This is a genomic window from Streptomyces sp. 8L, from assembly GCF_020176795.1.
Lineage (GTDB): Bacteria > Actinomycetota > Actinomycetes > Streptomycetales > Streptomycetaceae > Streptomyces.
Genome location: NZ_JAIUKE010000434.1, coordinates 1 through 10,489, shown reverse-complemented (window position 1 = coordinate 10,489; position 10,489 = coordinate 1). Strand labels below are relative to the sequence as shown.

The following is a 10,489-nucleotide window of genomic DNA, read 5'->3' as shown; positions in this document are numbered from 1 at the left end:
GACAGGTGACGCGGGGGGCGTCACAACGAAACGGCAGCCTCGACCGTCACACCAGGCGTGACGGTCACCACCCCGCCCGGCAGGCACACCCCCCGGGTCCGACGCACCGGGGCCGACGGGCACCACCGCCGCGCCCGGCGGCCGCCCCGCCTCCGCACCCGCCCCCCGCCATGCGGCAAGATCGACTCAACGACACCGCACCGCAGGACACGCTCGAACGAAACCGGCCCCATCCGGCATACCGCGAGACAACGGGGCACAAGACACACCCGTGGAGCACCCCCTCTTCCGCCATCACGCTCCGTGCGGGACGCTCGCAGGTGGCGGCAGCACTACGAGGAGGCATCAAGTGGTCGACGCACATCGCACATTCGTCATCGTCGGGGGCGGGCTCGCCGCGGCGAAAGCGGCGGAGGCCCTCCGCGCGGAGGGGTTCACCGGCCGAGTGATCCTGATCGGTGACGAGCGTGACCACCCCTACGAGCGCCCCCCGCTCTCCAAGGGCTACCTCGCGGGCAAGGACGAGCGCGCCGGAGTCTTCGTCCACGAGCCCGCCTGGTACGCCAAGCAGGAGGTGGAGCTGCACCTCGGCCAGACGGTCACCGCCATCGACCGGGAGGGCCACGCCGTCCAGCTCGGCGACGGCAGCTCCGTCCGGTACGACAAGCTGCTGCTCGCGACCGGCGCCGAGCCCCACCGGCTCGACATCCCCGGCACCGGGCTCGCCGGCGTGCACCACCTGCGCCGGCTCGCGCACGCCGAGCGGCTGCGCCAGGTCCTCTCGTCCCTCGGCCGCGACAACGGGCACATCGTCATCGCGGGCGCCGGCTGGATCGGACTCGAAGTGGCCGCCGCCGCCCGCACGTACGGGGCCGAGGTCACCGTCGTGGAGGGCGAGGCCACCCCGCTGCACCGGGTCCTCGGCCCCGAGATCGGGCAGCTCTTCACGGACCTGCACGCCGAGCACGGCGTCCGGTTCCACTTCGGCGCCCGGCTCACGGAGATCGTCGGGCAGGACGGGGTCGTCCTGTCGGCCCGTACCGACGACGGCGAGGACCATCCGGCGCACGACGTGCTCGCCGCGATCGGCGCCGCGCCCCGCGTCGGCCTCGCCGAGGCCGCGGGGCTCGCGCTCGCCGGCCGGGAGGAGGGCGGCGGCATCGCGGTGGACGCCGCCCTGCGCACCTCCGACCCCGACATCTACGCGGCCGGCGACGTCGCTTCCGTGCCGTGCCCGTGGGGCGCCGCGGCCGGCGGCAGGGTGCGCGTCGAGCACTGGGCGAACGCGCTGAACGCGGGCCCGGCGGCCGCCCGCTCGATGCTCGGGCGGGACGTGGAATACGACCGTGTCCCGTACTTCTTCTCCGACCAGTACGACCTCGGCCTCGAGTACTCGGGCTGGGCCCCGCCCGGCACCTACGACGAGGTCGTGGTGCGCGGGGACACCGGCAAGCGCGAGTTCATCGCGTTCTGGCTGGGCGGCGGCAAGGTCCTGGCGGGCATGAACGTCAACGTGTGGGATGTGACCGAGGACATCCAGCGCCTGATCCGCTCGGGCACCGCGGCCGACCGGGACGCGCTCGCCGACCCGTCCGTGCCGCTGGCCGGGATCGGCCGCTGAGCCCCCTCCCGGATTCCCGGCGAACCGCGGGACCGCGCGCGTACCCACTCCGGCGCGTGAGTGTCCGTCCGTCCCCGTAGAATTCACGCGTGGCCGGCAGGATCAACGATGACGACGTGAAGGCGGTACGGGACGCGGTCCCGATCGACGCCGTCGTTTCCGAGTACCTCCAGCTGCGCAACGCGGGCGGCGGCAACCTCAAGGGCCTGTGCCCGTTCCACGACGAGAAGTCCCCGTCCTTCCAGGTCAGTCCGAGCAAGGGTCTCTTCCACTGCTTCGGCTGCCAGGAGGGCGGGGACACCATCGCCTTCGTGATGAAGATCGACCACCTCTCGTTCTCCGAGACGGTCGAGCGCCTGGCGGCCCGCGCCGGCATCACGCTGCGGTACGAGGAGGGCGGGTACAACCCGTCGAGCCAGCGCGGGGAGCGTACGCGCCTGGTCGAGGCGCATGTGGCCGCCGCCAGGTTCTACGTGGAGCAGCTGGCCTCCCCCGAGGCCGAGATCGGCCGGAAGTTCCTCGCCGAGCGCGGCTTCGACCAGGCCGCCGCCGAGCACTTCGAGGTCGGCTACAGCCCCGTCGGCTGGGACCACCTCACCCGCTTCCTGCGCGGACGGGGCTTCACCGACCGGGAGTTGATCATGTCGGGCCTGTCGCAGGACGGCAGGCGCGGCCCGATCGACCGCTTCCGCGGCCGGCTGATGTGGCCCATCCGGGACATCGCGGGAGATGTCGTCGGATTCGGCGCGCGCCGGCTGCGCGAGGACGACAACGGCCCCAAGTACCTCAACACCCCCGAGACGCCCATCTACAAGAAGTCCCAGGTGCTCTACGGCGTCGATCTGGCCAAGAAGGACATCGCCAAGGCGAGCAGGGCCGTGGTCGTCGAGGGCTACACCGACGTGATGGCCTGCCACCTCGCCGGGGTCACCACCGCCATCGCGACCTGCGGCACGGCGTTCGGCGGCGACCACATCAAGATCCTCCGCAGGCTGCTGATGGACAACGGCAGCGCCCGGGTGATCTTCACCTTCGACGGTGACGCGGCCGGCCAGAAGGCCGCCCTGCGCGCCTTCGAGGACGACCAGAAGTTCGCGGCCGAGACGTACATCGCGATCGCGCCCGACGGCATGGACCCCTGCGAGCTGCGGCTCGCGAAGGGCGACGACGCCGTCCAGGACCTGGTCGAGCCGCGCACCCCGCTGTTCGAGTTCGCCATCCGCCAGATCGTGAACCGCTACGACCTGGAGGTCCCGGCGGGCCGCGCCGCCGCGCTCGACGAGGCCGCGCCCGTCGTCGCGAAGATCAAGAACCCGACGGTCCGCCGCGAGGTCGCCGTGCAACTGGCGGGCATGGTGGGCATCCTCGATCCGGAGTTCGTGGTCAAGCGCGTCGGACGGCAGGCGCAGTGGGCCCGCGACCGCGGCGGCCGGGGCCCCGCGCAGGGGCCCGGCACGGCACCGGGCCGGAGCGCTGCCGAGGGGCCCGTGCCCGCGGCCCGCAGGAGCCCCTCGGGCCCCGCGCTGTACCTGCGCAATCCGGTGTACGCGACGGAGCGCGAGCTGCTGAAACTGGCGCTCCAGCGCCCCGAACTGGTCACGCCCGCCTTCGACGCGTACGAGAGCGACGAGTTCACGGCCCCGCCCTACGCGGCGGTGCGCGAGTGCATCGACGAGGTGGGCGGCGCGGAGCAGGGCTGCGCCGACGTCAGGGACTATCTGGCGCGGGTGCGCGAGGCCGCGCCCGACGACACCGTGCGCAAGCTCGTGACGGAGCTGGCCGTGGAGGTCTTCCGCGGCAAGTCCATCGACGAGCTGTACGCGGGCCACCAGCTCGTCCAGGTCCGCATCCGCGCCGTCGACCGCCGTATCCAGGACGCCACGTCCGCGCTGACGCGCCTCGGCAACGGCGGTGACCCGCAGCAGTACGCGGCCGTGCAGAACGAGCTGTGGGTCCTCCAGCAGTACGGCCAGGCCCTCCGCAACCACGGCGTCGGCGCCCTGTAGCGCCCCGCGTGCCTTTCCCCCGGGCCCAGGCCGGCCGGGGGCGGGCGCCCCGGCGCGGGCTGCGGACCGCGCCGGGCAGAAAGTGCCCGCACGCCCCTCGTGGCGGCGATGTGCCGTACGCCACACTGAAAGCGGACTCCTGCTGCCGCGTACTTCCGAGCCCGGCAGCGACCAGCTGGAGGTCGCCTCGTGCAGACCCAGACGCTCACCGGCCCGGCCGTACCCCACCCACCGCGGACCCCCGCGGGGCCCGGAATCCCCGGAATCCCCGCCGCGCCCGGAGTGCCTCGGGCGCGGGCCGCCCACGAGTCGTACGGCGTCTCCGAGCTGCCGGAACCGCCGGAGCGCCGCCCGGCCGCGCACCCGGGCACCGGCGGCGCCTCCTCCGACCTGCTGCGCCTGTACCTGCGCGAGATCGGCCGGGTGCGGCTGCTCACGGCGGCGGAGGAGGTCGAACTCGCCCGCCGCGTCGAGGCCGGCCTGTTCGCGGAGCAGAAGCTGAGCACCGTGCCCGACCTGGACGAGAACCTCGCGCTCGACCTCGACCGGATCGTCGTGCTCGGCCGGGCCGGCAAGCGCCGCCTCATCGAGGCCAATCTGCGGCTCGTCGTCTCGGTCGCCAAACGCTACGTGGGCCGCGGCCTGACCATGCTCGACCTCATCCAGGAGGGCAACCTCGGGCTGATCCGCGCCGTCGAGAAGTTCGACTACGCGCGCGGATACAAGTTCTCCACGTACGCGACCTGGTGGATTCGCCAGGCCATGTCCCGCGCCTTTGCCGACCAGGGCCGCACCATCCGCGTGCCGGTGCACGTGGTCGAGCTGATCAACCGGGTGGTCCGCGTACAGCGCGGGATGCTCCAGGAGCGGGGGTACGAACCGACGCACGCCGAGGTCGCGGCACGACTCGACCTCGCGCCCGAGCGGGTCGGCGAGGTCCTGCGGCTCGCCCAGGAGCCCATCTCGCTGTACGCGCCGATCGGCGAGGAGGAAGACCTCGCGCTGGCGGACCTCATCGAGGACGGCGACGCCGCGTCCCCGGTGGAGTCCGCCGCGTTCCTGCTGCTGCGCGAGCACCTGGAGGCGGTGCTCTCCACCCTGGGCGAGCGGGAGCGGAAGGTCGTCCAGCTCCGGTACGGGCTCACCGACGGCCGCCCGCGCACGCTGGAGGAGATCGGCGGGCTCTTCGGCGTGACCCGCGAACGCATCCGCCAGATCGAGTCGCGCACGCTCGGCAAGCTCCGCGACCACGCCCTCGCCGACCAGCTCCGCGGCTACCTCGACTGACGAGCGCGGGGCGCCGCGCCGCCGCGCACGGGGTTCGCCACCCCTCTATCTACGTGCGAAAGCCCGCCCTCCGGTCCGAAGGCGGGCTTCCGCTGTGCGTAGGGACTGTTGTATGGACCGCGTACGGACTCCGCCGCGCGCCCTACGGGGGCAACGAGCCCCACGGGAACCACACGATTCCTACGGGAAGAGCGCTATGCCCACGATCACCAAGAGCAGGATCACGAGCAGGATGGCCCCGGTGGACCAGCTGCGCTGATGCTTGATGCCCTTGGCCGGGCCGCCTCGCGGCCGGTCTTCCTGCAGCGTGGGGTGCTGCGGCCTTCCGTGCTTGTAGAACGTGTCCGCCATGAGAGCCCCCTTTCGGTGGTCTGTGCGGTGGTCCGGCTCCTTCTAAGCGCCGAATACCCGTAAAGCGGACGGCCATGCAAAGGCGTCCGGGACGATGGCGCTCAGTGGGCGGGACACGACGGACGGTGTCCGCCGCGCCCCGTAACCCCGCTGACCGGGCCCGCGCCCCCGCCGGACGAGGCCCGCGCCCGCGCGCCCGGCGGGCCCCGCGATGGTCAGTCGACCTCGGCCACGGCCTGGGCGAACTGTGCCTGGTAGAGATGCGCGTACGCGCCGTCCGCCGCCAGCAGCTCCTCGTGCGTGCCCTGCTCCACGATCGAGCCGTTCTCCATCACGAGGATCACGTCCGCGTCACGGATCGTGGACAGCCGGTGCGCGATCACGAAGCTCGTCCTGCCGTGCGCGAGACGCGCCATCGCCTTCTGGATCAGAACCTCCGTACGGGTGTCCACGGAGCTCGTCGCCTCGTCCAGCACCAGGATCACCGGGTCGGACAGGAACGCCCGCGCGATGGTGATCAGCTGCTTCTCGCCCGCGCTGACGCCCGATCCCTCGTCGTCGAGCATCGTGTCGTAGCCGTCGGGCAGCGTACGGATGAACCGGTCCGCGTGCGCGGCGCGCGCCGCCTCCTCGATCTCCTCCCGCGACACGTCGCGCGAGGCCCCGTACGCGATGTTCTCCGCTATCGTCCCGCCGAACAGCCAGGTGTCCTGGAGCACCATGCCTATCCCGGCGCGCAGCTGCTCGCGGGTCAGGTCCCGCACGTCGACGCCGTCGAGCGTGATCCGGCCGGCCGACACCTCGTAGAACCGCATCAGCAGGTTGACGAGCGTGGTCTTGCCCGCGCCCGTCGGGCCGACGATCGCGACCGTCTGCCCCGGCTCCACCGCCAGCGACAGGTCCTCGATCAGCGGCTTCTCCGGGTCGTACCGGAACGCCACCTTCTCCAGCGCGACCCGGCCGCGCGGCGGCGTGAGCATCTTCCGCTCGGGGCCGTCGGGCTCCTGCTCCTCGGCGTCCAGCAGCTCGAAGATCCGCTCGGCCGACGCCACGCCCGACTGGACGAGGTTCGCCATCGACGCGACCTGCGTCAGCGGCTGCGAGAACTGCCGCGAGTACTGGATGAACGCCTGCACGTCACCGATCGACAGCGCGCCCGACGCGACCCTGAGGCCGCCGACGACCGCCACCAGCACGTAGTTGAGGTTCGAGACGAACATCATCAGCGGCTGCATGATGCCGCTGTTGAACTGCGCCTTGAACGCCGCGTCGTACAGCTGGTCGTTCTGCTCCTCGAACGCGGCGGCCGACTCCTCCTGCCGCCCGAACGTCTTGACCAGCGAATGCCCCGTGTACATCTCCTCGATGTGCGCGTTGAGCCGGCCGGTGACCTGCCACTGCCGCACGAACTGCGGCTGCGACCGCTTGCCGACCCGCGTCGCCACGAGCACCGAGAGCGGCACCGTCACCAGCGCGACGAGCGCCAGCAGCCAGGAGATCCAGAACATCATCACGATGACGCCGACGATCGTCAGCAGCGAATTGACCATCTGGCCCATCGTCTGCTGCATCGTCTGCGCGATGTTGTCCACGTCGTTGGTCGCACGGCTGAGCACCTCGCCCCGCCGCTGCCCGTCGAAGTACGACAGCGGCAGGCGCGCCAGCTTCAACTGGATGTCCTCGCGCATCCGGTACACCGTGCGGTTGATGATCCGGATCGACATCCGCTGCGACACCAGCATCAGCAGGCCCGCCGCCAGGTAGACGATCAGCGCGGCCAGCAGCGTCGTCCCGATCTTGTCGAAGTCGATGCCGTGGCCCGGGACGAAGTCGACCCCCTTCAGGAGGTCGGCGAGCGAGCCCTGGCCGTGGGCCCGCAGCCCTTCGATCGCCTGGGCCTTCGTCGAGCCCCGCGGCATCGAGTGGCCGATGACACCCGCGAAGATCAGGTCCGTGGCCTTGCCGAGAATCCTCGGCCCCTCCACCGAGAGCGCCACGCTCGCCACGGCCGCCGCGACCATCGCCACCAGCGCGGGCCGGTGCTGCGTCAGCCTCCGGAGCAGGCGTTTCGCCGATCCCTTGAAGTCGGCGGAGCGCTGCGTGGCCGCGGCGCCCGCCATCATGCGTCCGGGTCCTCCACCGCTCATCAGGCCGCCTCCGCCTCGGTCAGCTGGGAGAGCACGATCTCCCGGTACGTCTCGTTGGACGCCATCAGCTCCGTGTGGTGGCCCGTCCCGACCACGCGGCCCTCGTCGAGCACCACGATCCGGTCGGCGTCCCTGATCGTCGACACGCGCTGGGCGACGATCACCACCGTCGCCTCGGCCGTCTCGTGGGACAGCGCCGCGCGCAGCGCCGCGTCCGTCGCGTAGTCGAGCGCGGAGAACGAGTCGTCGAACAGATAGATCTCAGGGCGCTGCACCAGCGTCCTCGCGATCGAGAGCCGCTGCCGCTGGCCGCCCGACACATTCGTGCCGCCCTGGGCGACGGGCGCGTCCAGCCCGCCCTCCAGCTTCGTCACGAAGTCCTTGGCCTGCGCCACCTCCAGCGCGTGCCACAGCTCCTCGTCGGTCGCGTCGGGGTTGCCGTACCGCAGGTTCGTCGCGATCGTCCCCGCGAACAGGTACGGCTTCTGCGGCACCAGGCTGACCGTCTTCGCCAGCAGTGCCGCGTCCAGCTCCCGCACGTCCTGCCCGTCCACCAGCACCTGGCCGTCCGTCACATCCATCAGCCGCGGTACGAGCGCGAGCAGCGTGGACTTGCCGCTGCCCGTCGAGCCGATCACCGCGGTCGTCTCACCGGGCCGCGCGACCAGCGTCACGGCCTTCAGCACGGACTCCTCGGCGCCCGGATACCGGAAGTCGACATCCCTGACCTCCAGATGGCCGTGGGCCCGCAGCTCCCGCACCGGGCTCGGCGGCGGCACGACGCTGGAGTCGGTGTCCAGCACCTCCTCGATGCGCTCCGCGCACACCTCGGCCCGCGGCACCATGATGAACATGAACGTGGCCATCATCACGGCCATCACGATCTGCATCAGGTACGACAGGAACGCCGTCAGCGCGCCGATCTGCATGTGGCCGCTGTCGATGCGGTGCGCGCCGAACCAGACCACGGCGATCGACGAGAGGTTCACCACGGTCATCACCGTCGGGAACATCAGCGACATCAGGCGGCCGGTCGACAGCTGGAGCGCGGCCACGTCCTGGTTGGCGGTCTTGAACCGGCCCTGCTCGTACTCGTCGCGGACGAAGGCGCGGATCACGCGGTTGCCGGTGATCTGCTCGCGCAGCACCCGGTTCACGTTGTCCAGCTTCTTCTGCATCTGCCGGAACAGCGGACGCATCCGGCGCACGATCAGGCTCACCGCGAGCGCCAGCACCGGCACCACGGCCAGCAGGATCGACGACAGCGGCACGTCCTGGCTGAGCGCCATGACGATGCCGCCCACACACATGATCGGCGCGGACACCATCAGCGTGAACGACATGAGCGTGAGCATCTGTATCTGCTGCACGTCATTGGTCGTCCGCGTGATCAACGAGGGCGCGCCGAACTGGCTCACCTCACGCGACGAGAAGCTCTGCACCCGGTGGAAGACGGCGGAGCGGACGTCGCGCCCGACGGACGACGCCGTGCGCGCGCCGAAGTAGACCGCGCCGATGTTGCAGAGCACCTGGCCGACGGAGACGGCGAGCATGATGCCGCCGAACTCCAGGATGTAGCCCGAATCACCGGTCACGACACCGTTGTCGATGATGTCGGCGTTGAGCGTGGGGAGGTAGAGGGTGGCGACGGTCTGGAGCAGCTGGAGTACCACCAGCAGACCGAGGGGTCGTCTGTACGGAGCGAGGTGGGTCCGTAGAAGTCGTAGGAGCACGCGGGGGTCTCTCCGGGTCGGCGGGCAGAGGTCGCCCCCATCTTGCGGCACCCGGGCCCCGGATTCCCAAGGAATTCCGGTGAGAACGCCTGCGGAATGGCCAAGGCCGGGTCAAGGTACGGAGCGTCGCGATGGGCACACGGAAAACTCTACGGCGGGGGTATGACAACGCCCCGGGCCGTGCCCGGCCGGCGCCCCGCGGGCGTGCTGCGGGCAGGGCGCCCCCGCCGGGCCTGCGCCCCGGGCCCGCTGCGGAAGGGTCGGCCGCCGGGCCCGCGCCCCGTGGCCCCTACGACAGGGGCGTCTCCCCGGGCCCGAGCCCCGTGGCGCCCGTCTCGAAGTCCGCGCCCGCGCCCGCTCCGGCCGCGCCGCCGGCCGTCGCGCCCGTACCGGCCTGCTCGCCCGGAACCGAGCCCGGTCCGTCGAACGCGCCGGGGTGGATCTGCTCGCGCGTGGCCCGGTACTGCTGCCGTACGGCCGACCCGGCCCCCCGCTCCTCGCCCGGCTCGAACACCTGGGTCGCCGCGCCCTGCCAGGCCGGCGGGGCCGAGGGCGACAGTGTGCCCTGCGAGACCCCGAGGGCCCAGGCCGCCTGCCGGGCCGCGCCGAGCGCCGCGTACTCCGCCGGCTGCGGCACCACCACCTGCGCGCCGAACACCGGGGGCGCGATGGCCTGCACGGCAGGCAGCTCGGCGGCGCCGCCGAGCAGGAACACCCGCCGGACCTCCACGCCCCGCTCACGCAGTACGTCCATCGCGTCGGCGAGCGAGCAGAGCATGCCCTCGAACGCGGCACGCGCCAGGTGCTCGGGCCGCATCGACTCGCGGCGCAGCCCGCTCAGGGTGCCGGCGGTGTGCGGCAGTTGAGGGGTCCGCTCGCCCTCCAGGTACGGCAACAGGACAAGTCCGGACGAACCGGGCGTCGACTTGAGAGCGAGCGCCGACAGCTCGGCGAGGTCCTCCGTGCCGAGCAGCTCCGCCGTGCCGCGCAGCGCCCGTACCGCGTTGCTGGTGTGCACGACCGGCAGGTGCATGCCGGTGGCGTCCGCGAACGACGTGATCGTGCCCGACTGGTCGGCCAGCGCCGTCCCGTGCACCGCCATCACCGACCCGGAGGCCCCCAGCGACACGACCGCGTCCCCCGGCACCAGCCCCAGGCCGAACGCCGCCGCCATCGTCTCCCCGGTGCCCGCCGAGATCAGCAGCCCCTCGGGGGTGGTGCCGGGCGGCGCCCCCCGCGCCCCCCCCCCCGGGCCCCCCCGCCCGGGGGGGCCCCCCCCCGCGGGGGGGGGGGGCCGGGCGGGGCCGGGGGGGGCGGGCCGGGGGGGGGGGGGGGGCGCGGCGG

The 10,489-nt window shown here is 72.2% G+C and carries 6 protein-coding genes and 1 pseudogene; 3 read left to right on the top strand and 4 right to left on the bottom strand.

Annotation, left to right across the window (positions count from 1 at the left end; genetic code table 11):
* The first annotated feature begins 349 nt into the window (after window positions 1-349).
* The 3 genes from LCE31_RS30045 to LCE31_RS30035 all read left to right on the top strand — a co-directional run bounded on the left by LCE31_RS30045 (window position 350) and on the right by LCE31_RS30035 (window position 4,914).
* Window positions 350-1,621 carry an NAD(P)/FAD-dependent oxidoreductase gene (locus tag LCE31_RS30045; protein WP_225019887.1) on the top strand — a complete coding sequence of 424 codons (1,272 nt, stop codon included), beginning with the start codon at window positions 350-352 and terminating at the stop codon, window positions 1,619-1,621.
* 89 nt (window positions 1,622-1,710) lie between these two features.
* Window positions 1,711-3,627, top strand: coding sequence for a DNA primase (gene dnaG, locus LCE31_RS30040; protein WP_225019885.1), 1,917 nt, complete (start codon window positions 1,711-1,713; stop codon window positions 3,625-3,627).
* Between the two features lie 189 nt (window positions 3,628-3,816).
* A complete protein-coding gene (locus LCE31_RS30035) occupies window positions 3,817-4,914 on the top strand; it encodes an RNA polymerase sigma factor (protein WP_308042328.1) in 1,098 nt (365 codons plus the stop codon).
* A 180-nt stretch (window positions 4,915-5,094) separates the two neighbouring features.
* Here the strand turns inward: LCE31_RS30035 and LCE31_RS30030 are convergent, their stop codons facing one another.
* The 4 genes and pseudogenes from LCE31_RS30030 to LCE31_RS30015 form a co-directional block, all read right to left on the bottom strand.
* Window positions 5,095-5,265 (bottom strand): hypothetical protein, encoded by a 171-nt coding sequence (locus LCE31_RS30030; RefSeq protein WP_225019883.1) that lies wholly within the window; start codon window positions 5,263-5,265, stop codon window positions 5,095-5,097.
* Window positions 5,266-5,480: 215 nt separating this feature from the next.
* Window positions 5,481-7,412, bottom strand: a complete 1,932-nt coding sequence (locus LCE31_RS30025) for an ABC transporter ATP-binding protein (RefSeq protein WP_225019881.1) — start codon at window positions 7,410-7,412, stop codon at window positions 5,481-5,483.
* Window positions 7,412-9,145: an ABC transporter ATP-binding protein gene (locus LCE31_RS30020; protein WP_225019879.1), complete on the bottom strand. Its 1,734-nt coding sequence runs from the start codon at window positions 9,143-9,145 to the stop codon at window positions 7,412-7,414. The genes LCE31_RS30025 and LCE31_RS30020 overlap by 1 nt, the downstream gene beginning before the upstream one ends.
* 289 nt (window positions 9,146-9,434) lie before the next feature.
* Window positions 9,435-10,367, bottom strand: a pseudogene (locus LCE31_RS30015) (FGGY-family carbohydrate kinase); the annotation flags it as partial.
* Between the last annotated feature and the right edge of the window lie 122 nt (window positions 10,368-10,489).